The following is a 21,216-nucleotide window of genomic DNA, read 5'->3' on the forward strand; positions in this document are numbered from 1 at the left end:
CTCCTCCCCGTGTGCGAAAGGCCCCCCGTGTCCGAGTTCAATCCCTTTGCCTTCGAAGGCCTCACCTACGACGACGTGCTCCTGCTGCCCGGCCCGACGGACGTGATCCCTTCCGAGGCGGACACGACGACGCGCCTGACCAAGCGCATCAACATCAACATCCCGCTGCTCTCCGCCGCCATGGACACCGTCACCGAGGCCGGCATGGCGATCGCGCTCGCGCGCCAGGGCGGCATCGGCATCATCCACCGCAACCTGTCCATCGACGAGCAGGCCCGCCAGGTGGACCAGGTCAAGCGCAGCGAGTCCGGGATGATCACCGATCCCGTGACGATCGCCCCGGACGCGAGCCTCCGGGACCTCGACGACCTCTGCGGCCACTACCGCGTCTCCGGGCTGCCCGTCGTGGACGAGGACCGCAAGCTGCTCGGCATCATCACGAACCGCGACACCCGGTTCGTGCCGCGCGAGGAGTTCCTGACCACCAAGGTCTACGAGAAGATGACCCCGATGCCGCTCGTCACCGCCCGGGTCGGCGTCTCCCGCGAGGAGGTCATCGATCTGCTCGGCAAGCACCGCATCGAGAAGCTCCCGCTCGTCGACGACGCCGGGATCCTGCAGGGCCTCATCACCGTCAAGGACTTCGACAAGGCGGAGCAGTACCCGCTGGCCACCAAGGACGACGAGGGCCGCCTCCGCGTCGGCGCCGCCGTGGGCTTCTTCGGCGAGGGCTACGACCGCGCGATGGCGCTCGTGGATGCCGGCGTCGACGTCCTCGTCGTGGACACCGCGAACGGCCACAGCCAGGGCGTCCTGGACATGATCGCGCGCCTGAAGAAGGACTCCGCCTCGGCGCACGTCGACATCATCGGCGGGCAGGCGGCGACCCGCGAGGGCGCCCAGGCGCTCGTCGACGCGGGCGCCGACGCCATCAAGGTCGGCGTGGGCCCGGGCTCCATCTGCACCACCCGCATCGTCGCCGGCGTGGGCGTCCCGCAGGTCACCGCGATCTACGAGTCGGCCAAGGCCGCGATCCCCGCGGGCGTGCCGCTCATCGCCGATGGCGGCCTGCAGCACTCCGGCGACATCGGCAAGGCCCTCGTCGCCGGCGCCGACTCCGTGATGCTCGGCTCCCTGCTGGCCGGAACCGCGGAGTCCCCGGGCGACCTGGTCTTCATGAACGGCAAGCAGTTCAAGGCCTACCGTGGCATGGGCTCCCTCGGCGCCATGCAGACGCGCGGCAAGAACACCTCCTACTCCAAGGACCGCTACTTTCAGGCGGACGTGCCGAGCGACGAGAAGCTGATCCCCGAGGGCATCGAGGGCCAGGTCCCGTACCGCGGCCCGCTCTCCGCGGTCGCCCACCAGCTCGTCGGCGGCCTTCGCCAGACCATGTTCTACGTCGGCGGGCGCGACATCGCCGAGCTCAAGGCGAAGGGCAAGTTCGTCCGCATCACCGCGGCCGGGCTCAAGGAGTCCCACCCGCACGACATCATGATGACCGTCGAGGCCCCGAACTACCGGTCGCGGTAGCACTCCATGGCCCAGCCGAAGCAGCTGAAGAAGCTCGCCCGCGAGCGCATGGAGCGCACCGGGGAGAGCTACACCCAGGCCCGTAACGCCCTCCTCGCCGGGAAGCCGGAGCGCGGAGGCCGTCCCGCAGCGGCCGTCGGCCAGGGCGGCGGCCGCGGCGGCCAGCGCACGGCCGGGGACCAGGGAGTCCGGGGGCGGACCCCGGGCGGCACGTCGTCCGACGGCGCCGGACCCGGCGTCCCCGGGGAAGAGGAGCTGCCGGAATACCCGGCCCCGGACAACGTGGTCCAGTACGAATCGGGCCTCTGGCACCGCGTGCTCACCCAGGCCGGGGTGACGGACCCGCACACGGGCGCCCCGTTCAGCGAGGCGATGCTGTCCGGGCTCTCGGGCGGGATCGGCTTTATGGTCTTCACCTTCGAATACGAGCAGACGACGACGGCCACGGTCGTCACCCGCGCGCACCCGGAGCCGTTCGCCCCGACGCTCTTCGCCCGCCTCGGCGTGCCGGTCCGCGAGACCCACACGGCGAGCCGCAAGCAGGCCCTGGACCACTTGGAGGCCGGGCTCGATGCGGGCCGCGCCGTCGTCGTGCGCGTGCTCGAGGGCGCGCTGCCGTGGATCGAGGACGGGGGCGATCCGGCGGAGAGCGAGTCGGTCGACGTCGTCGTCGTGGGGGAGGAGGACGGCTTCCTGGTCGACGACGGCTCCGGCAGCCTGCGCGTCCTCGACGCCACCGAGCTCGCCGACGCGCGCGCGATGCGCAAGAAGGACCGCCACTGGCAGGCGTGGGTGCCCGAGCCCGTGTCGCCGGGAGCGAAGCACCTCCGGGCCGCCGTCCGCGAGGCCGCCGCCCACACCGCGGCCCGCATGTTGGGCGCCGCCGAACTGCCGGGCCTTCCGGCGCACTTCGCGAAGAACTTCGGCGTCGCGGGACTGGACACGTGGGCGGGCAAGCTGCGAGATACCACCACGAAGCGCGGGTGGACGGCCCTGTTCGCCGAGGAGGAGAGGCTGCGCGGCGGGCTCGCCCAGCTCGCCGGCTTCTTCGATTCGGACCGCTTCTGCGGCGCGGGCGGACTGCGCGGCCTGTATGCGGACTTCCTGGAGGAGGCCGCCGTCAGGCCGGGGCTGGAAGCGCTCGGACCCGTCGCCGGACGCTATCGGGACCTCGCCCCGATGTGGGAGGAGCTGTCCGAGCTCGTGGACCCGGACGTCGACGTGGAGGAGCGCTCCGGGCTGTTCGCACGCATGGCGGACCTCGTGGAGCGGATCGCCCGGGCGGAGGAAGCCGCGGCCCGCGAACTGCAGGAGGCCGCGGGAGGGACGGCGGGCTGACCCCGCGACCGGGCGTGACCCCCGGCACGCGGCCCGGGCCCCGGCCTCCGCGGGCGGCGCTGATAGGCTGGCCGGGTGACTTACGAGATTGAAATCGGCCGCGGAAAGCGCGGGAAGCGGGCCTATTCGCTCGACGACGTGGCGGTCGTCCCCAACCGGCGGACGCGCGACCCCCGGGACGTGTCCGTGAACTGGCAGATCGACGCCTACCAGTTCGATTCGCCGATCATCGGCGCGCCCATGGATTCGGTCATGAGCCCGGCGACGGCGATCGCGCTCGGCCGCCTGGGCAGCCTCGGCGTCCTGAACCTCGAGGGCCTCTGGACGCGCTACGAGGATCCGGCCCCCGTGCTGGAGGAGATCGTGGGCCTCGGCGCCGGGCAGGCCCGCGGCGACTTCGACCCCGCGGTCACGGCCCGCCTGCAGGAGCTCTACGCGGCCCCGATCCAGCCGGAGCTCATCACCTCCCGCCTGGCCGAGATCCGCGACGCCGGCGTCACCGTCGCCGGCTCGCTCACCCCGCAGCGCACGCAGGAGCACTACAAGACGGTGCTCGCCGCGGGCGTGGACATCTTCGTCATCCGCGGCACCACGGTCTCCGCCGAGCACGTCTCGCAGAACCAGGAGCCGCTGAACCTCAAGCAGTTCATCTACGAGCTCGACGTCCCGGTCATCGTGGGCGGCGCCGCCGGCTACACGCCCGCGCTGCACCTCATGCGCACGGGCGCGGCGGGCGTGCTCGTCGGCTTCGGCGGCGGGGCCACGGGCACGACGCGCCGCTCGCTCGGCATCCACGTCCCGATGGCGACGGCGATCTCCGACGTCGCCGCGGCGCGCCGGGACTACCTCGACGAGTCCGGGGGCCGCTACGTGCACGTCATCGCGGACGGCGGCCTCGGCACGAGCGGCGACATCGTCAAGGCGATCGCCATGGGCGCGGACGCGGTCATGCTGGGCTCCGCCCTGGCCCGCGCCGAGGAGGCCCCGGGCCGCGGCTGGCACTGGGGCGTCGAGGCGCACCACGACGCCAACCCGCGCGGCGACCGCGTGCACGTCGGCACGGTCGGCCCGCTCGAGGAGGTGCTCAACGGCCCCTCGCACCACACCAACGGCACGTCCAACCTGGTCGGGGCGCTGCGCCGTTCCATGGCCACCACGGGGTACTCCGACCTCAAGGAGTTCCAGCGCGTCGACGTCGTCGTCTCCCCCTACGAGGTGGGCTGAGCCGATGCCGCGCCGGGGAGCCGCCAACACCACGGGGAACGACGCCGGAGCCGCACCCGGCGTGCTCGGGCCCGACTTCCGCCGGACCTCGCTCCAGGAGCTGCGGGAGACGGCCGAGGAGGGCCGCGAGCTCGACCTGCTGATCGTCGGCGGCGGCGTCGTGGGCGCCGGATCCGCGCTCGACGCCGCCACGCGCGGGCTGCGCGTGGGGATCGTCGAGGCCCGCGACTGGGCCTCGGGCACGTCTTCGCGCTCCTCCAAGCTCATCCACGGCGGACTGCGCTACCTGGAGATGCTCGACTTCGCACTGGTCCGCGAGGCCCTGCAGGAGCGCGGCCTGCTGATCGACCGGATCGCCCCGCACCTGGTCCGGCCCGTGCCGTTCCTGTACCCGCTGACCAAGCGCTTCGTCGAACGGCCCTACGTCGGCGCGGGGATCGCGCTCTACGACGCCCTCTCGATGGCCTCCGGGCACAGCCGCGGCGTCCCCATCCACAAGCACTTGAGCCGCCGCGGCACGCTGCGCAGCGCGCCGAGCCTCAAGGACGACGCGTTCGTCGGATCCATCCGCTACTACGACGCGCAGGTGGACGACGCGCGGCTCGTCGTGGACCTCGTCCGCACGGCCGCGCGCTACGGGGCGCTCGCCGCGAACCGGCTCAAGGTCGTCGACTTCCTGCGCGAGGGCGAGCGCGTCGTCGGGGCCCGGCTCGAGGACCAGGAGACGGGCGACGCGTTCGACGTCCGCGCCAAGCAGGTCGTCAACGCCACGGGCGTCTGGACGGACGAGACGCAGGCGATGGTCACGGACCGCGGCCAGCTCAAGGTCCGGGCGTCCAAGGGCATCCACCTCGTGGTCCCGCGCGACCGCTTCCAGTCCACCGTCGGCATGATCCTGCGCACGGAGAAGTCCGTGCTCTTCGTCATCCCGTGGGGACGGCACTGGATCATCGGCACCACGGACACCGAATGGACGCTCGACAAGGCCCACCCGGCGGCCTCGAGCAAGGACATCGACTACCTCCTGGAGCACGTGAACCGCATCCTCAAGCGCCCGCTGACGCGCGAGGACGTCGAGGGCGTCTACGCGGGGCTGCGGCCCCTGCTGGCGGGGGAGAGCGATTCGACCGCGAAGCTCTCCCGCGAGCACGTCGTCGCCCACCCCGTCCCGGGTCTCGTCGTCGTGGCCGGCGGGAAGTACACGACCTACCGGGTCATGGCCAAGGACGCCGTGGACGAGGCCGTGCGCACCATGGACCTCAACGCCCCCGACTCGTGCACGGAGACCATCCCGCTGCTCGGCGCCGAGGGCTACCGGGCCGCCTGGAACAGCCGCCACCGCCTCGCCCGCGCGGCCGGCGTGCATGTGGCCCGCGTGGAGCACCTGCTGCAGCGCTACGGCTCGCTGACCCGCGAGGTGCTGGACCTGATCTCGGCCGACCCGGAGCTCGGGGTCCCGCTGCCCGGGGCGGACGACTACCTGGCCGCCGAGGTCGTCTACGCGACGACCCACGAGGGCGCCCGCCACATCCACGACGTGCTCACGCGGCGCACCCGGATCTCGATCGAGTCCTGGGACCGCGGCATCAAGGCCGCACCCGTGGTCGCGCGCCTCATGGCGCCGCTGCTGGGCTGGTCCGAGGAGCAGACGGAGCGCGAGGTCAAGCACTACACGGCCCGGGTCGAGGCGGAGCGCGCGAGCCAGGAACAGCCCGACGACGTCTCCGCGGACAAGACGCGGATGAACGTCGAGGACATCGTCCCCGTGCGGGAGGCCTGAGCCGTGCCCGGATTCGACGAGCTCACCGCCGCCGGCCAGGAACTGACCGAGCCTGCGCTCGTGGTCCTGGACCTCGAGGCCGCCGACCGCGACGAGGCCACCGCGATCCTGGCCCGCCGCCTCGCCGATGCCGGCCGCATCGACGACTACGAGGGCTTCCTCGAAGAGGTCCGCCGCCGCGAGCACCAGCTGGCCACGGGCCTGCCGGGGGGCGTCGGGATGCCCCACGCGAGGACCCGGCACGCCGCCCAGGTGAGCATCGCCGTCGGAATCACCGCCTACGGGCACTCGCTGGACTTCGGCGCCTCCGACGGACCCGCGACCGTCGTGCTGCTCCTGGCCACGCCCGCCGACAGCTTCTCCCTGCACCTGCAGCTGCTCGCAGCGCTCGCCCGGAGCCTGTCCAAGCAGGGCTTCCGCGAATCCCTGCGCCGGGCGTACGATCCCGAGGTCATCGCCGAGCTGATCAACTCCACCGTGGACTTCGGCGCCGTCTGAGGCCCCGGGCGCCGAGGCGCATTCGGAGTTCTACAGGCAATCGAAGTAGGCTGGTACGGTGCTGCGAACCGCCCTGAAACCCCAGTGGATCCTGGCCCTCGTGGGCGCCCTGGCGGTGGCGAGCGTGTTCGTGCTCCTGAGCCAGTGGCAGTTCGACCGCTCGCGAAGCGAGGCCCCGCCGCCCGTGACCACGACCGAGACGCCCGTCGAGCTCACCGCCCACTTCGAGCCCTTCCGCCCCATGCTCGCCGCGGACGCGGACCAGGTGGTCACCGCGAGCGGCCGCTTCCTGCCGCAGGAGCAGGTGCTCGTCGCCCACCGCATCGACGAGGGCCGCGAGGGGTACTGGGTCGTGGCCCCGTTCTCCGTCGACGACGCCCCCGGGGACGCGGCGATCGCCGTCGTCCGCGGCTGGCAGCCCGATCCGACCCCGCCGGGGCCCGCCCCCGAGGGGGAGCTCGAGGTCACCGGACGCCTGCTGCCCACCGAGGCGCCGCTCGACCAGGCCCCGGTCGACGGCGCCTACGCCTCGCTCTCCGTCGCCCAGCTGATCAATCTCTGGGATGTCGACGCCTACAGCGGATTCCTCGCCGCGTTCGACGTCCGGACCGCCGCCGGCGAGGACGCCGGGGCCGTCGCGACCGGGCTCGACGCCATCGAGATCGGCCCGCAGCCGCAGGAGCGCCAGGTCAACTGGCTCAACGTGTTCTACGGGATCGAGTGGGTCGTCTTCGCCGGGTTCGCCGTGTTCCTCTGGTGGCGCCTCGTCGTGGACGACTACCGGCGCGAGCAGGAAGAGCTCGCCGACGAGGACGAGGACGACCTCGCCGCCACCACCGATCTCGACGCCGACGCCCGCCAATCCACCGATTCCCGATCCGAGGACCAGCAGTGACCCAGCCCAGCCCCGCCCCGCGCCCCGCCGGCAAGAAGCGCCGCTTCGCCGGGACCCCCGCGCAGATCCGTTCCGCCGCCGGCTTCTACAAGGTCCTCGCCTACGCCACGGGCGTGATGCTCCTCCTCGTGGTCGTCGAGATGGTCGCCAAGTACGGCTTCGGGGCCGAGATCGTCGCGGGCGGCACCACGGCCGAGGGTGCGTCGAACGTCCTGGGCTTCCTGCCCGAGGACTCCTTCACCGGCGGGGTCAACCTCTCCTCCGTGGTGCTGATCGTCCACGGCTGGATGTACGTCGTGTACCTGATCGCGGACTTCCGCCTGTGGTCGCTCATGCGCTGGCCGTTCATGCGCTTCATCACGATCGCCCTCGGAGGGGTCGTGCCGCTGCTGTCCTTCTTCATGGAGAGGCGCGTGCACGGCGAAGTCGAGCGCGAGCTGGCCGAGCACCCGCAGGCCGCCAAGCGCTACTAGGCCCCGTCCCGTCGACTAAGGTAGAGCCCGTGACCAACCCAGCTCCCGCCACCGAACACCGCCCCGTCCTGGTCGTCGACTACGGCGCCCAGTACGCGCAGCTGATCGCCCGCCGCGTCCGCGAGGCCCACGTGTACTCGGAGATCGTCCCCCACACCTTCACGACCGAGCAGATCCTGGCCAAGGACCCTGCCGCGATCATCCTCTCCGGAGGCCCCTCCAGCGTCTACGCCGACGGCGCACCGCGCGTCGGCGCCGAGCTGTTCGAGGCCGGAGTTCCCGTCCTCGGCATCTGCTACGGCTTCCAGGCCATGGCCAACGCCCTCGGCGGCACGGTCGCCAAGACGGGCCTGCGCGAGTACGGCGCCACGGACGCGAACTCCACGGGGGACTCCCGGTCCCTGCTCTCCGGCCTGCCCGCGAGCCAGAACGTCTGGATGAGCCACGGCGACTCCGTGCAGGAGGCCCCCGAGGGCTTCGACGTCCTCGCCTCCACCGCCGGCGCACCCGTCGCCGCGTTCGCGAACGAGTCCAAGCGGCTCTTCGGCGTCCAGTGGCACCCCGAGGTCAAGCACTCGGTCTACGGCCAGCGCGTCATCGAGAACTTCCTCTTCAACGGGGCGGGCCTCGAGCCGGACTGGACCACGGGCAACATCGTGGAGGAGCAGGTCGAGCGGATCCGCGAGCAGGTCGGCACCGGCCGTGCCATCTGCGGCCTCTCCGGCGGCGTCGACTCCGCCGTCGCCGCGGCCCTCGTCCAGCGCGCCATCGGCGACCAGCTGACGTGCGTGTTCGTCAACCACGGCCTGCTCCGCGAGGGCGAGGCCGAGCAGGTCGAGCGCGACTTCGTCGCCGCCACGGGCGCCAAGCTGTACGTCGCCGACGAGCAGGAGCGCTTCCTGAACGCCCTCGCCGGCGTCACCGACCCGGAGGAGAAGCGCAAGATCATCGGCCGCGAGTTCATCCGCGCGTTCGAGGCCTCCGAGGCCGCGATCATGGCCGACGCCGCCGAGAGCGGGGAGCCCGTGCGCTTCCTCGTCCAGGGCACGCTGTACCCGGACGTCGTCGAGTCCGGCGGCGGCGAGGGTGCGGCGAACATCAAGAGCCACCACAACGTCGGCGGCCTGCCCGAGGACCTGCAGTTCGAGCTCGTGGAGCCGCTGCGCACCCTCTTCAAGGACGAGGTCCGCGCGGTGGGCGCCCAGTTGGGACTGCCCGCCGAGATCGTCCAGCGCCAGCCGTTCCCGGGCCCCGGCCTGGGCATCCGCATCATCGGCGAGGTCAACGAGGAGCGCCTGGAGCTGCTGCGGAAGGCGGACGCGATCGCCCGCGACGAGCTGACCGCTGCGGGCCTGGACCAGGAGGTCTGGCAGATGCCCGTCGTGCTCCTCGCGGACGTCCGCTCCGTGGGCGTGCAGGGCGACGGCCGCACCTACGGCCACCCGATTGTGCTGCGCCCCGTGTCCTCCGAGGACGCGATGACGGCCGATTGGTCCCGCCTGCCCTACGATCTGCTGGCCCGGATCTCCAACCGGATCACCAACGAGGTCGACGGCGTGAACCGCGTCGTGCTCGACGTGACGAGCAAGCCGCCGGGCACCATCGAATGGGAGTAGGCCCGGCGTCCTGACGCCGGATCGGCCGGGACGACGGCCGCGGGAGGGGAGGGGCGCAGGCTCCTCCCCTCGCCGTTTCCCGGGACGCCGAGCCGATTGCCCGCCCGGGCGAGTGTTTCGTTCGGCCGCTCGAGGCGGCGAGTCCAGTAGTTTAGAGAGTGCGTCCGGCTAGGGCAGGCCCGCGGCGCAAGAGCTAGGAAGGCGGTATTCCCGTGCGAGGGACTCAGGAGGGTGCGTCGGCGCTGGCCGGTTGGCTGGAGAAGCTGGGGCCGGGAGCCGGGACGGACACGCTGCTGCGGTTCGCCGGTTCGCCGTCGAACAGCATCGACATCACGCACGCGCACCCCTCGGGGCTCGCGCAGTTCCTCGCGGGGCGGCGCACGCGGCTGTCCATGCTGCTGCGGGACCAGGACGTCTTCCTCGCCGGCAAGCGCACCGCGCGCGCCCTGCGCGCCAAGATCCAGGAGCTCTCCGAGGACCGCGGGATCGACGTCGGCTACCTCGCGTCCGGCCTCGTCACGTGGCGCGCGACCGTCGACGGCCGTTCCGAGCAGTTCAGCGCGCCCGTGATGCTCGGCCGGATCGCGCTCACCGCGCGCGACGGCCAGGACGACTACGAGCTCCAGCTCACCGGGCGCGCCCAGGTCAATCCGGCGCTCGTGCGGTACTTCGCCGAGGCCCACGGCCTGCGCATCGACGTCGAGGCCCTCGCCGCCGCGGCCTACATGACCGCCCGCTTCGACCCGCGCCAGGCCATGGACACCCTGCGCGAGCAGCTGTCCCCGATCCCGGGAACGGTCGTCGAGCACCGGCTCCTGGCCTCGACGTTCGCCGACCTCGCCGACCCGGCGGACCCGGACCGGCTGGATCCGTCCCACCCCGTCGTCGCCAGCCTCCTGGCCGCCGACGCCGGGGAAGAGGTCGAGGTCCCCGATCCGGGGATCACCGTGCTCAGCAGCGACGAGCGGGACCCGGCCGACGAGATGCTGGTCCTCGACGCCGACGCGAGCCAGCAGGAAGTGCTCGACCTCGTCGAGGCGGGGGAGTCCCTCGTGGTCTCCAGCCCGCCGGGAACGGGCCAGACCCAGACGGCCGTCAACGCGGCCGCCCTCCTGGCCGGGCAGGGCAAGCGCGTCCTCGTGGTCGCGGAGCGCCGCTCGACGGCCGAGGCGTTCACGGAGCGCCTCGACTCGCTACAGCTGGGCAGCCTCGCGCTGCGGATGTCGCCCGAGACCGGGCCGGAGCAGCTGCGCCGCCAGCTCACCGCCGCGATCCTGCGCAACGAGCGGGCCACCGAACCGCAGCTGGAGAAGCTGCACAAGAACCTGGTCTCGCACCGCCACGCCCTCCTGGACCACGTCCGCTCCCTGCACACCACGCGCCAGCGCTGGCGCTGCTCGCCGTATCAGGCCATGCAGGAACTCGCCCGGCTGACCGCCCTCGACCCGGCGCCGTCGACGACGGTGCGGCTGAAGCGCTCCGTGCTCGACAGCATCACCGACCGCCAGGAGACCTCGGCGCGGCTCAAGCGTGCCGCCGAGGTCGGCAGCTTCAGCGTCGAGACGACGCGCAGCCCGTGGTTCGGCGCGCGGCTGCGCAACCGCAAGGACACCGAGGACGCCCTCGGCCTCGCCCGCAGCCTGAGCGGGGACCTGCCCGGCCTGCGCACCACCATGAAGGAAGTGGCAGGGCACTCGGAGATCACCCTCGGCACCACGTTCATCGAGTGGGGGGAGCAGCTCGAGCTCCTCGTCGCGGTGCGGGGCAGCCTGGACAAGTTCGAGCCGGACATCTTCGACCGCTCCGTCGAGGACCTCATCTCCGCGACCGCGACGTCCGCGTGGCGGCGCGACCGCGGCGTCGAGATGTCCTCGATCACGCGCTCTCGCCTCCGCCGCGTCGCCAAGGAGTACGTGCGCCCCGGCGTGCACATCGCCGACCTGCACGCCTCGCTCCAGGACGTCCAGGTCCAGCGCGGGCTGTGGTCCCGCTACGCCACGAGCCAGCGCCACCCGACCGTGCCGACCGGCCTGCTGGAGCTGAACAAGGCCTACCGCGACGCCGACGAGCGCCTGCACCGCCTGGCCGACGCCCTGGCCCGCGTGGACAAGAAGGACGCCCTGCACCGGCTTCCGATCGACACCCTCGTCGAGCGGCTGCAGGCCCTCGTGGCCGACGCCGAGGCGCTCGAGGTCCTGCCCGAGCGGACGCTGCTCCAGGAGCAGCTGCGCAACCAGGGCCTCGAGGAGCTCCTCGTGGACCTCGCCGAGCGCGAGGTCGGCCCCGACGAGGTCGCCGCCGAGCTGGACCTCGCCTGGTGGCAGTCCGCCCTCGAGGCCATGATCAGCGGCGACGACTACCTGGCGATGGCCGACGGCAAGAAGCTGCGCCGGCTCGAGGCCGAGTACCGGCTGGCCGACAACACGCACATCGCCTCCGGCGCCTCGCGCCTGTGCTGGCTCCTGGCCCAGCGGTGGAAGGCCGCGCTGGCCGACCACCGGGCCGCGTCCCGGGAACTGCGTGCCATGCTCAAGGACGGCGAACCGTCCATCGAGGCGCTGTGCGGCCTCGGCGCCCCGCTCGTGACGTCGCTGCTGCCGCTGTGGATCGGATCGCCGCTGCAGATCCCCGCGGCCGTGCCGGCCGAGACGCGCTTCGACGCGGTGATCCTGCTCGATGCGGACGCGCTCTCCCTCCGCGCGGCGATCGGCTCCATCAGCCGTTCCGGGCAGGTCGTGGCGTTCGGCGACGCGCTGCTCGGCGCGCCGCGGTCCTTCCAGGTCTCGGTGGATCCCACCGCGTCGCTGCGTGGGCCGGCGGAACCGGTCTCGACGTTCACCGCGTTGGCCGGGGTCCTGCCGCTGCGCCGCCTCGACACCGTCTACCGCGGGGTCGACGAGGGCCTGACGGAGGCGCTTGGCGATGCCTACTACGAGGGACGGCTGCGCCGGCTCCCCGCCGCGCGGGGCCTCTCCGGGCAGTCGCCGGCGCTGACCGTGGAGTACGTTGCGGACGGCACGGGCCTGCCCGCGGCCGGCGCCGAGGCCGTCGAGACGACGGTCGCCGAGGTCAACCGGGTCGTGGACCTGGTCTTCGCCCACGCGCGCCGCCGCCCCGACCTCTCCCTCGCCGTCGTGGCCGGGAACCAGCGCCACGCGGCCCGGATCGCCGAGGCGATCCAGGTCCAGCTGCCCAACTACCCGTGGGCCGTCGAGTTCTTCCGCGGCTCCGGCGAGAAGTTCCAGGTCTCCTCCGTCGAGCGCGCCCACGGGCTGGTCCGCGACGCGGTCGTGTTCTCGCTCGGCTACGGGCGCACGCCGCACGGCAAGGCCGTGCACGACTTCGGCCCGTTGTCCGGGACGCGCGGCGACGAGCTGTTCGTCACCGCCGTCACCCGCTCCCGGGCCCTGCTCCACCTGGTCACCTCGCTCAAGCCCGAGGACCTCGACCCGGACCGGATCAAGGGAGGCGCGTCGCGCTTCATCGAGCTCGTCGGGCGTGTGCTCTCCGGGTCTTCCGGCGTCTCCGGCGACGGAGAGGCGCTCGGCGATCCACTCGTGGCGGACCTCAAGGCGCGGCTCGAGGAACGCGGCGCGCGCGTGGCGCAGAGCCACCGTGGCGTCCTCGACCTCGCGGCCCAGGCCCCGGACGCCGACGCCGCGGACACCCCGCCGCTCGCGATCGTCTCCGACGGCACGCAGCAGTACCGGTCCATGACCGTGCGCCAGCGCAGCCGCCTGCGCCCGCAGCAGCTCGAGGCCCTCGGCTGGCGCTACGTGCCGCTGTGGACGATCGACGTCTTCAGCGATCCGGGATCGATCGCCGACGCGCTCGCCGCGTCGCTTGACCTCGGCCCGGTGGCGGCCGACGAGCGGGAGGGAGCGGCCGTGTCCGCAGCCGGCAAGACGTCAGCAGCCGTGGACGGGACGTCCCGTGTGGGCCGCCGCGCCGCCACGGGAGGAACCTCGGTGGCGGGGACGACGGAGCCGACCGCGGTCGGATCGACTGCGGGCCCGGTCGGGGACGAATCCCCGCCGATCGGACGACGGGCGGCCGAGAGCGTGTTGCCGCGCCGCGCCGCGGAGGACGATCCCCGCGCGTGGGGGGACTCCTCCGAGGACCGCGACCGCTGGCTGCTGGAGCAGCGACCGCCGCACTGGGGCTGAGCCAGCCCACCGCGACAGCCGAGCCGCAGGCGGGCGCGGGCCCCGGGACCGGGCCGAGACCCTCGGCCCGGACGACGGGAGCCCGGACGACGGCGGCCGGAGGCTACGGCGGGCCCTCCGCGGCCACGAGGACCAGGAAGATCCTCCCGCGCGTTCCGGCGCCGGCGAGCTCAGCTGACTGTTCCCGATCCGCGCCCAGCACCACCATGCCGCCCGTGGAGGCGCCCTGCCCGCCGAGCCAGGCTCCGGCGTCGTTCCCCGTGGGCACCCAGAGCACCGGGACGCGCCGGGCGAGCACCGTGGACTCGACGGGCCGCTCGTAGCCGTTGCCCTCGCTCAGGACCACGTCCACGAGCTGTCCGGGGGAGAGCAGTGCCACCGTCTCGGGGTCGCTCGGGTGCACCGGCACCGCGACCGTTCCCGGACGCGTTCCCGTCAGCAGGCCGGGCCCCACGAGCATCGCCTCCGAGACGGGCGAGCCGGCGGCGAGCGGGACCGCGAGCTGGCTTCCCGCGACCCGCGCGGGATCCGCGATGAGATCCGGCGGCAGCGCGGCCTCGGCCAGCTCGACGAGCTCGACGTCTCCGGCGCCCACGACCGCGCCCGTCGGCAGCTCACGCGCCGCGACGACGACGGGCACCTTCTCGGCGCGCTCCGGGGCCAGCGCCGCGAGGGCGGAGGCGACCGCGAGCGCCGCGAGTGCCGCCGCGAGGGGCCGGCGGTAGACGGAGAGCAGCTCGCGCCATGAGCGACGGTAGGGGACGGGCCCGCGCGGAGCGGAGCGCAGGCCGGCGGGGGCGGGGAGGAACCTCATGCCTCCAGTGAGCCACACCCGAAACGACGGCGGACCGCCCACACCGCGTGGTGTGGACGGTCCGCCGGGACATCGGGGGTGTGGAGGGCGTTCGCCTCCGGGGCGGCCCTGCGGTCAGGAGGCCGCGGAGGCCGCCGCGGGCGCCGGGCTCGAGGACGTGGATCCGCCCGAGGGGGAGGCACCGGTGGACGGGGAGCCGGACGCGGAGGAGGCGGAGTCCGTCGTCGAGGCGGCGGGAGCGGAAGCGCTCGAGCCGCCCCGGGAGTCCGTGCGGTAGAAGCCCGAGCCCTTGAAGACGACGCCGACGCTGTTGAACTTCTTCCGCAGTGAGCCCCGGCACTCGGGGCAGACGGTGAGCGAGTCGTCGCTGAAGGACTGGACGGTCTCGAACTCGTGCGTGCAGTCCTTGCAGGCATAGGCGTAGGTCGGCATGGGTTCCTCCGGAGGCTTTGACGGTCGGACCGGGCGCGCCGCGGGGGAACCACCGGGGTCCTCCAAGGTTGGCACTCGCCGTATCCGAGTGCCAATTCTACACGAGCGTCCTACGCGAGGGGCCCGTCCGGCGGCAGCGGGGGAGCGAACCACGTGAATCCGTCGGCCGTCACGACACCGTCGACCCGGCGGTCCAGCGCGTCCACCTCGAACGAGCCGGCCGGGAGCAGCTCGTGCCGGTAGACGGACGCCAGGAGCACGGGCCGGGCCGGAAGCGCGTCGAGCGAGGCGATGAAGCGGTCGTAGTAGCCCCCGCCCTGGCCCATCCGGGCACCGCTCGAATCCACGAGCTGGGCGGGAACCAGGACGACGTCGGTGCGGGCCATCGAGCGCACGTCCTCCCGCGTGCCGATCGGCTCGTCGATCGGCGCCACGGCGCTGCGGCCCATCGGCACGCCGGGGTGCCAGCGGACCCAGGAGAGGAGGCGTTCCGGCTCGCAGACGGGCACCACCACGGCGAATCCGCGCGCGTGCAGCTCCGCGTTCAGGGGCCCCGTCGGCGGTTCCGCGCCGTAGGAGAGCACGCTCGCCACGCGGCGCCGTGGAGCCGCCTCCTCGAGCCACGGCAGCAGATGGGCCGCGATGCGCGCGGCCTCGGCGTCCCGCGCGGGTGCGCCCAGGACCCTGCGCCGTGCGCGGTAGAGGGTCCGGGCGTCGTCCTTGCTCAGCATGTCCACGAGCCCATCGTAGGCTCGGGCGCGGTTATGCTGGCCCCATGTCACGCGCAGCCCCCTGGTGGCCGGCCGTCCTCGACGGCGGCGACGTGCTGCTGCGCCCGCTGCGCCGCTCGGACCAGGCCGAATGGACGGCCGTGCGGCGGCGGAACCACGACTGGCTCAAGCCCTGGGAGGCCACGCTCCCGAACCCGGACGGCCGGCTCCCGAGCTTTTCCCAGATGGTCCGCTCGCTCAACGGGCAGGCCCGCCTCGCCCAGGCGCTCCCGTGGGTCGTCTGCGTGCGGGAGCCGACCCGCCGTGAGCCTGCGATCGCCGGCCAGGTCACGGTCTCGGGCATCACCTGGGGTTCGGCCCTGGGCGCGTCGATCGGCTACTGGGTCGATGGCGCGCGGGCCGGCAACGGGCTGGCCCCCGACGCCGTCGCCCTGGCCGCCGACTTCTGCTTCGGCACCCTGGGGCTGCACCGGCTGGAGATCAACATCCGTCCGGAGAACGCCCCGAGCCTGCGCGTGGCCGAGAAGCTCGGCTTCCGCAACGAGGGGGTGCGCGAGCGCTTCCTGCACATCGACGGGGCCTGGGCGGACCACCGGACGTTCGCCCTGACGGCCAGCGAGGAGCCCGCCCGGCACCTCCGTGGATGGCGGGAAAACGCCTGATCAGCGGACACACCGGGGACAATCCCGGGCCGCGGCGCGCACGGGACGTAACGTCGTGCGTGTGGATGTGCGAATCGAGAGCTCCGCGGTCCTCGTGGCCATGGTCGGACTGCTGGTCGCGTTCGTCGTCCCCGGACTGCTTCGATCCGCGCCCCCCGCGGAACGGCGCTCCACACGCCCAGCCCGCCCACGGAGGAAGACCATGGCCACCGCAGCACCCCGTCCCGCAGCTGCCCGGACCGCGCCCCTGCGTCTGCGCTACGACCGCCTCGCGGTCGCCGGCGCCGGAGCCGTCTCGCTCCTCGCCTTCCCCGTGACCGGGATCCTCGCGCTCGCGGGCGTCGTCTCCGGCGTCCTCCCCCTCGCCGCCCTCGCCCTGGCCGTCGCGAGCTTCGTCGCCCTGCGCGCGCTCGCCGTCCGCAGCCGCCGACGCCGTTCGCTGGCCCGCATGGAGGCGGCCTTCGCCGAGGCCATGAGCGCTGTGCCCGCGCCGGCGCCGCGGCGCGAAACCGAGCTCTTCGACGCCCAACCGGCCCGTCCGGCCGAGTCCGTGCCGACGCTCACCGAGCTGCGCGCCGAGGCCCGTCGCGTCGCCGCGGGCACCGCGTCCGCCACGTGGGATCCCGTCGAGGTCCCGCGCCCGGCCTACGTCTCCGCCGCGAAGGCCGAGCGCCCGGCCCCCGCCCCGCTGCCCGTCCCGGAGCAGAAGAAGCCGCAGCACGTCACGAGCATCCTCGCCGACACCCGCGTCAAGGTGGCCGAATCGGCCGAGCAGGCCGCGGGCCGCACGGCCGTCGCCACCGTGGCACCCGCCCGTCCGCAGCAGCCGCGCATCAACCTGGATGCCGTGCTGCAGCGCCGCCGCGCCTGATCCCGGGACCGTGGCGGTTCCGGCGCCCCGATCCTCCGGCTGGCCGGAGGACCGCCAGCTCGCGTTCCTCCAGGAACATGCCGCGGAGCTCATCGACGCCGCGCTCGCCCAGGAGCGTCCGGCCCCCGACGGACTGCCGGCCGCCTGCCCCGCCCCGCCGCTCCAGGTCCAGCTCCAGCACCGGCCCGGGGCCGGCATCAGCGCCCTCTACGAGCTGCCGTGGGAACGCGGCGGGGGCTTCATTGGGCTGACCACCGAGCCCGTCGGCCCCGTTCCCGGCACCGTGTCCGTCGAGGTGCCGGCCGGGGAGGAGTCCGACGCCGGATCGCTCACCGTGCACTTGTGGCGCCATCCGGACGATCCGCGGCTTCCGGGACTCGCGCTCGCCGCCTCGCCCGAGCGCGTGGCCGGGCACTGGGGCGCCGAGGGGCGGTTGGAGAAGATCGAGACCGTCACCTACCGGCCGCTGCGCCGCGCCGTGCTGCGGGCGGAGTTCGTCCTCCCCGGCCCCCTCTCCGTGCGCCGGCGCGTCTACCTCAAGGTCATGCGGCCGCCGCTCGCAGCCGAGCTGCACCACCGGCACACGCTCCTGGCCGCGGCGGGCCTGCCCGTTCCGCGCCCGCTCGGGGACCCGGTGCTGGACGTCGTGGCGCTCGGCGAGGCGCCCGGCGTCCCGCTCTCGCGCTCCCTGCTGTCCGACGGGGCGGCCGGCGTGGATCCGGCGGAACTGACCGCGCTCCTGGACGGCCTCCCGCCGGAGGTGCTCGAGCTGCCCCGGCGTCCCGCGTGGTCGGACCGGCTGCGGCACTACGCCTCCGCGGCCGCCGTCGCGCTGCCCGCGCACGAGGAGCGGATCGGCCGCCTCCGTTCCCGGCTCGGGCGGCTGCTCGATTCCACGGACCGCGGACCGGTGGTGCCTTCCCACGGCGACTTCTACGAGGCGAACCTGCTCATGGACGGCTCCCGCGTCTCCGGCCTGCTCGACGTCGACTCGGTGGGGCCCGGCCACCGCGTCGACGACCTCGCGTGCTTCCTGGGCCACCTCGCCGTCCTCCCGGCCGTCGACGCCCGGTATGTGCACGTGCCCGCCGCCGTGGAACGCTTCGGGGCGGCGTTCGAGGACGGCGTCGACCGGCGCGCGCTGTGGACGCGGGCCGCGGCCGTGGCGGTCTCGCTCGTCGCCGGCGCACGCACGCCGGGGACGACGGGGTGGGAGCCCTCGGCCAGGGCCCGCCTCGCCGCGGCCGAAGCGCTGCTCGAGCGCCTCTGATCCGGGGCGTTCCCCGGGACTGCCGCCGCGCGCCGGGCGCCGCGGCTCAGATGAGAGCCTTCTCATCCGGTTCTCCTCTTGCTCTCATTCCCGCTCTCCACACTGGAAGGGAAGCAGAAGCCACCACCGGCCCGCAGGGGCCGGACGGATCACGGAGGACATCATGAAGAACCGCAGTTTCTGGACCATCACCGGGGCGCTCGGTGTCGTCGCCGTCGGAGCCGGGGCCGCCGTGGCCGACACCGACCTCTTCAACGGTACGCAGGACCTCGGGTCCGGCATCCAGGTCGCGCCGGCCGCAGAAGGTGGAACGGCGACGCAGCCCGCCCGCGAGCCCGCCGCCGAGATCACGCCCGCGACCCTGAAGGACAGCGACTTCACGCAGCGCGGCGCCTCCGCCGCCTCGCCGGCCAGCCCCGGCTCCCCGGCCAGCCCGGCCAGCCCCGGCTCCCCGGCCAGCGCGCCGAGCCCGGCCAGCCCGGCCAGCCCCGCGTCCGCCGCGAGCCCCGCCAGCCCGGCGTCGGCGGCGAGCCCGGCCTCGCCTGCGAGCCCCGTCTCCGCAGCAAGCCCCGTGAGCCCGGTGTCCCCGGCCTCGGCAGCCTCAGCCCAGAGCGCCCCCAGCGCAGGCTCCGCCGACTGATCCCCGGACACCCTCCCGCCGCGGCGGCCCGGTTCCTCCCCCCAGGGAACCCGGCCGCCGCGGCCTTCGTGCGTGGGGGAGGAACCCGGCCGCGTCAGGCCTTCGAAGCGAGGCGGTAGCCCATGCCCCGGACCGTCTCGAAGCGGTCGGCACCGAGCTTGTTGCGCAGGTAGCGCACGTAGACGTCCACGACGTTCGAGGCCGGGTCGAAGTCGTAGCCCCAGACCCTCGAGAGCAGCTGCTCCCGGCTGAGCACTTGTCCCGGGTTGCGCAGGAACGCCTCGGCGAGTGCGAACTCCCGGGCGGAGAGGTCCACGCCCTGCCCGTCGGCCTCCACGCGGCGGGAGCGCAGGTCCAGGACCAGGCCCTCGTGCTCGAGCCGGTCTTGTCCGGCCCCGTTGGCCTCGGGGCGCAGGCGCAGCCGGACGCGCGCGAGCAGCTCCTCGAAGCGGAACGGCTTGGCCATGTAGTCGTCGGCGCCGTTCTCGAGGCCCTGCACGGTGTCGTCGACGCTCGAGCGGGCCGTCAGGATGACCACCGGCACGTCATTGTGCCCGGCGCGGATCTGCCGCAGGACCTCGAATCCGTCGAGGTCGGGCAGCCCCAGGTCCAGGACGACGAGCTCGAAGTCCCCGGTCTGTGCCAGGTACAGCCCTTCCTGCCCGGTCTCGGCCACGGTGGGCTGGAAGCCGGCGGAGCGCAGCCCCTTGGATACGAACGAGCTGATGCGCTGCTCGTCCTCAATGATCAGGATCTGGCTCACGGGCCTGCCTTTCGGTCTCCGGTGCGTCGCTGCCGCCTGCGGGCAGGTCCAGGTAGAAGGTCGAACCGACGCCGGGCGTCGACTGCACGCTCACGGTACCGCCGTGCGCTGCGGCGATGGCGTCGACGATGGTCAGGCCGAGGCCGGACCCCTCCGCGCGGCTGCCGTTGGAGCCGCGCGCGAAGCGCAGGAAGATCTCCTCGCGGTCCTCGGGGCGGATGCCCACGCCCTCGTCGCGGACCCAGAGCCGCAGGGTGTCCCCGAGCAGCGCTGAGCCGAGGGCCACGGTGGAGCCATCGGCGGAGAACTTCACCGCGTTCTGGCACAACTGCAGCATGGCCTGGGTGATCCGGCGCGGGTCCAGCTGCACGGTGCCGTGGCCGCGCTGCTCCACGATCCAGCGCCGCTCGCCGAGGGCCGCGGCCTTGTCCACGACGTCGTCGAGCAGGTGGTCCAGCTCCACCGTGCCGTGTTGGACGAAGTCGGCGCGGTCGGACTTCGCGAGCGTCACGAGGTCCTCCACGAGCAGCCCCATGCGGTCCAGTTCGTCGAGCGCGATCGCCCGGCTCTGGGCCACGTCCTCGGGATCGTTGTTGTCCTGAAGCTCGAGGTGGCCCTGGATGATGGTGATCGGGGTGCGCAGTTCGTGCCCGACGTCGTCGAGCAGCTGGCGCTGGGAGCCGAGCGCGGCCTGGAGCCGGTCCAGCATGTGGTTGAAGGTCCGGGACAGGTCGGCGAGGTCGTCCGTTCCGGAAACCGTCAGCCGCCGGTCGAGGTCGTGCTCCGTGATGTTCTCGGCGGTGGTGCGCAGCTGCCGCAGCGGCTGCAGCAGGCGCGAGACCAGGAAGCCGCCGAGCAGGGTCGCGAGCATCAGCGCGGCGATCCCGGCGCCGAAGAACACGGCGTAGGACTGGTTGAGCTCGGCGAGCTCGGCTTCGGAGTCGTAGGCGAGGACGAACAGCATGGGAGCCTCGTCGCCCTCGAGCTGGACGGGCAGCACGACCAGCCGGTAGTTCGTGGCGGTCGTGGTGAGGTTGTGCAGCGTCACGCGCTCGGGAGCCCCGGCGCCGATGACGGCGTCGACGAGCTGCCGGTCCTGCTCGAGCCGCAGCGACACGGACTCGGGGGCCTGCCAGCGCACGCCCGTGGGGTTCAGCGCCATGAGCCCCTCGTTGGCGGCGGGCAGCGTGCGCTGCATCGCGAGGTAGACGAGGTCCTCCGCGAGCGTGAACGGCTGCCCGGTCTCCGGTGAGACGCCGCCCTCGGCGAGTACGCGGAACTCGCGGACGGAGCGGGCGAGGGAGTCGTCGATGCGCGCCGCGACCTGGCTGCGCTGGAGGCCGTAGGAGGTGGCCCCGGCGACGACGAGCGTCAGGAGCGCCAGCAGGATCATGGACGTCAGCAACCGCGCCCCCACCGAGCCGCGGACGAGCATCGAATCGCCCCGGCCCCTGCTCCGCGCGCGCTCAGGCATCGGTCCCCGCGCATCCCCGGCGGGAGGACGGGCCCT

The 21,216-nt window shown here is 73.4% G+C and carries 18 protein-coding genes; 13 read left to right on the plus strand and 5 right to left on the minus strand.

Features of this window, described 5'->3' with window-relative positions; genetic code table 11:
- Positions 1–27 precede the first annotated feature (27 nt).
- The 9 genes from guaB (at position 28) to ACQ3I4_RS06870 (ending at position 13,523) form a co-directional block, all read left to right on the plus strand.
- Positions 28–1,533, plus strand: a complete 1,506-nt coding sequence (guaB, locus tag ACQ3I4_RS06830; RefSeq protein WP_329860455.1) for an IMP dehydrogenase — start codon at positions 28–30, stop codon at positions 1,531–1,533.
- 6 nt (positions 1,534–1,539) lie between these two features.
- Complete coding sequence (locus ACQ3I4_RS06835; RefSeq protein ID WP_329860454.1) at positions 1,540–2,871, plus strand: DUF4872 domain-containing protein; 1,332 nt, start codon at positions 1,540–1,542, stop codon at positions 2,869–2,871.
- A gap of 75 nt (positions 2,872–2,946) precedes the next feature.
- Positions 2,947–4,095 carry a GuaB3 family IMP dehydrogenase-related protein gene (locus tag ACQ3I4_RS06840; protein WP_329860452.1) on the plus strand — a complete coding sequence of 383 codons (1,149 nt, stop codon included), beginning with the start codon at positions 2,947–2,949 and terminating at the stop codon, positions 4,093–4,095.
- A gap of 4 nt (positions 4,096–4,099) precedes the next feature.
- On the plus strand, positions 4,100–5,875 hold the full coding sequence (locus ACQ3I4_RS06845; protein WP_329860451.1) for a glycerol-3-phosphate dehydrogenase/oxidase: 1,776 nt from the start codon (positions 4,100–4,102) through the stop codon (positions 5,873–5,875).
- A gap of 3 nt (positions 5,876–5,878) precedes the next feature.
- On the plus strand, positions 5,879–6,373 hold the full coding sequence (locus tag ACQ3I4_RS06850; protein ID WP_329860450.1) for a PTS sugar transporter subunit IIA: 495 nt from the start codon (positions 5,879–5,881) through the stop codon (positions 6,371–6,373).
- Between the two features lie 58 nt (positions 6,374–6,431).
- Complete coding sequence (locus ACQ3I4_RS06855) at positions 6,432–7,268, plus strand: SURF1 family protein (RefSeq protein WP_430633185.1); 837 nt, start codon at positions 6,432–6,434, stop codon at positions 7,266–7,268.
- Positions 7,265–7,741 (plus strand): DUF3817 domain-containing protein, encoded by a 477-nt coding sequence (locus ACQ3I4_RS06860; RefSeq protein ID WP_430633186.1) that lies wholly within the window; start codon positions 7,265–7,267, stop codon positions 7,739–7,741. Before ACQ3I4_RS06855 ends, ACQ3I4_RS06860 begins: the two co-directional genes overlap by 4 nt.
- Before the next feature lie 29 nt (positions 7,742–7,770).
- Entirely contained in the window at positions 7,771–9,357 is a 1,587-nt protein-coding gene (gene guaA, locus ACQ3I4_RS06865; protein ID WP_430633187.1) for a glutamine-hydrolyzing GMP synthase, read from the plus strand.
- Between the two features lie 212 nt (positions 9,358–9,569).
- A complete protein-coding gene (locus tag ACQ3I4_RS06870; RefSeq protein WP_430633188.1) occupies positions 9,570–13,523 on the plus strand; it encodes a DUF4011 domain-containing protein in 3,954 nt (1,317 codons plus the stop codon).
- Between the two features lie 103 nt (positions 13,524–13,626).
- On the opposite strand, the gene cpaB is transcribed toward ACQ3I4_RS06870, so the two are convergent.
- The 3 genes from cpaB to ACQ3I4_RS06885 all read right to left on the minus strand — a co-directional run bounded on the left by cpaB (position 13,627) and on the right by ACQ3I4_RS06885 (position 15,500).
- Positions 13,627–14,337 (minus strand): Flp pilus assembly protein CpaB, encoded by a 711-nt coding sequence (gene cpaB, locus ACQ3I4_RS06875; protein WP_329860443.1) that lies wholly within the window; start codon positions 14,335–14,337, stop codon positions 13,627–13,629.
- A 114-nt stretch (positions 14,338–14,451) separates the two neighbouring features.
- On the minus strand, positions 14,452–14,769 hold the full coding sequence (locus ACQ3I4_RS06880) for an FmdB family zinc ribbon protein (protein WP_329860442.1): 318 nt from the start codon (positions 14,767–14,769) through the stop codon (positions 14,452–14,454).
- A gap of 110 nt (positions 14,770–14,879) precedes the next feature.
- The gene (locus ACQ3I4_RS06885) at positions 14,880–15,500 is read right to left on the minus strand and encodes a 5-formyltetrahydrofolate cyclo-ligase (RefSeq protein WP_430633244.1); all 621 of its coding nucleotides are present in this window, start codon (positions 15,498–15,500) and stop codon (positions 14,880–14,882) included.
- A 44-nt stretch (positions 15,501–15,544) separates the two neighbouring features.
- Here ACQ3I4_RS06885 and ACQ3I4_RS06890 point away from each other — a divergent pair, with 44 nt between their 5' ends.
- The 4 genes from ACQ3I4_RS06890 to ACQ3I4_RS06905 all read left to right on the plus strand — a co-directional run bounded on the left by ACQ3I4_RS06890 (position 15,545) and on the right by ACQ3I4_RS06905 (position 18,943).
- Positions 15,545–16,162, plus strand: coding sequence for a GNAT family N-acetyltransferase (locus tag ACQ3I4_RS06890; protein ID WP_430633189.1), 618 nt, complete (start codon positions 15,545–15,547; stop codon positions 16,160–16,162).
- A 202-nt stretch (positions 16,163–16,364) separates the two neighbouring features.
- Complete coding sequence (locus ACQ3I4_RS06895) at positions 16,365–17,033, plus strand: hypothetical protein (RefSeq protein WP_430633190.1); 669 nt, start codon at positions 16,365–16,367, stop codon at positions 17,031–17,033.
- A gap of 10 nt (positions 17,034–17,043) precedes the next feature.
- Positions 17,044–18,303, plus strand: coding sequence for a phosphotransferase (locus ACQ3I4_RS06900; protein WP_430633191.1), 1,260 nt, complete (start codon positions 17,044–17,046; stop codon positions 18,301–18,303).
- 163 nt (positions 18,304–18,466) lie between these two features.
- Positions 18,467–18,943, plus strand: coding sequence for a hypothetical protein (locus ACQ3I4_RS06905; RefSeq protein ID WP_430633192.1), 477 nt, complete (start codon positions 18,467–18,469; stop codon positions 18,941–18,943).
- A 94-nt stretch (positions 18,944–19,037) separates the two neighbouring features.
- On the opposite strand, the gene ACQ3I4_RS06910 is transcribed toward ACQ3I4_RS06905, so the two are convergent.
- Together ACQ3I4_RS06910 and ACQ3I4_RS06915 are read right to left on the minus strand one after the other, a co-directional pair.
- A complete protein-coding gene (locus ACQ3I4_RS06910) occupies positions 19,038–19,706 on the minus strand; it encodes a response regulator transcription factor (protein WP_329860434.1) in 669 nt (222 codons plus the stop codon).
- Positions 19,684–21,180 (minus strand): sensor histidine kinase, encoded by a 1,497-nt coding sequence (locus ACQ3I4_RS06915; protein ID WP_329860433.1) that lies wholly within the window; start codon positions 21,178–21,180, stop codon positions 19,684–19,686. The genes ACQ3I4_RS06910 and ACQ3I4_RS06915 overlap by 23 nt, the downstream gene beginning before the upstream one ends.
- Positions 21,181–21,216: the final 36 nt, after the last annotated feature.

Source organism: Zafaria sp. Z1313 (assembly GCF_050563205.1).
Classification (GTDB): domain Bacteria; phylum Actinomycetota; class Actinomycetes; order Actinomycetales; family Micrococcaceae; genus JAZDCJ01.

What these genes read in the sequence shown, in the direction of transcription:
- ACQ3I4_RS06835 (WP_329860454.1), top strand. Translation starts at nt 1,540, where the DNA reads ATGGCCCAGCCGAAGCAGCTGAAGAAGCTCGCCCGCGAGCGCATGGAG.
- ACQ3I4_RS06845 (WP_329860451.1), top strand. Translation starts at nt 4,100, where the DNA reads ATGCCGCGCCGGGGAGCCGCCAACACCACGGGGAACGACGCCGGAGCC.
- cpaB (WP_329860443.1), bottom strand. Translation starts at nt 14,337, where the DNA reads ATGAGGTTCCTCCCCGCCCCCGCCGGCCTGCGCTCCGCTCCGCGCGGG.
- ACQ3I4_RS06880 (WP_329860442.1), bottom strand. Translation starts at nt 14,769, where the DNA reads ATGCCGACCTACGCCTATGCCTGCAAGGACTGCACGCACGAGTTCGAG.
- ACQ3I4_RS06885 (WP_430633244.1), bottom strand. Translation starts at nt 15,500, where the DNA reads ATGCTGAGCAAGGACGACGCCCGGACCCTCTACCGCGCACGGCGCAGG.
- ACQ3I4_RS06890 (WP_430633189.1), top strand. Translation starts at nt 15,545, where the DNA reads ATGTCACGCGCAGCCCCCTGGTGGCCGGCCGTCCTCGACGGCGGCGAC.
- ACQ3I4_RS06895 (WP_430633190.1), top strand. Translation starts at nt 16,365, where the DNA reads ATGGCCACCGCAGCACCCCGTCCCGCAGCTGCCCGGACCGCGCCCCTG.
- ACQ3I4_RS06905 (WP_430633192.1), top strand. Translation starts at nt 18,467, where the DNA reads ATGAAGAACCGCAGTTTCTGGACCATCACCGGGGCGCTCGGTGTCGTC.
- ACQ3I4_RS06915 (WP_329860433.1), bottom strand. Translation starts at nt 21,180, where the DNA reads ATGCCTGAGCGCGCGCGGAGCAGGGGCCGGGGCGATTCGATGCTCGTC.